This window comes from Mycolicibacterium sp. XJ662 (genome assembly GCF_053484035.1).
On sequence record NZ_JBEFTL010000037.1, the window covers coordinates 1 to 314 of the forward strand.

Below are 314 nucleotides of genomic sequence, written 5' to 3' on the forward strand. Positions count from 1 at the left end.
CGTTGATCGTGGCCGAGTCGGCGTGGCTGACTGTCGAGGACCGGCGGGCCTTGGACGCCGAGTTGTGTGCTGATCTGGCCGGTCTGGAGGGGATGGGCGATGCGCGGGTGAAAGCCGAAGCCAAAAAGGTCGCCTATCGGCTCGATCCGCAGGCGGTGGTCGATCGGGCGGGCAGGGCCGAAAAGGACCGCAGCGTGACGACGCGTCCGGCCCCGGATGCGATGACCTATGTGACGGCGTTGTTGCCGGTGAGCCAGGGGGTGGGGGTGTATGCGGCGCTCAAACGCGCTGCCGATACGACTTTTGATGATCGG

Annotated in this window: 1 protein-coding gene; it reads left to right on the plus strand. The window is 66.2% G+C overall.

Annotation, left to right across the window (positions count from 1 at the left end; all coding sequences use genetic code 11):
- A partial coding sequence (locus tag ABQE93_RS27070) for a DUF222 domain-containing protein (RefSeq protein WP_448411981.1) occupies positions 1 to 314 on the plus strand: 314 nt, incomplete at both ends.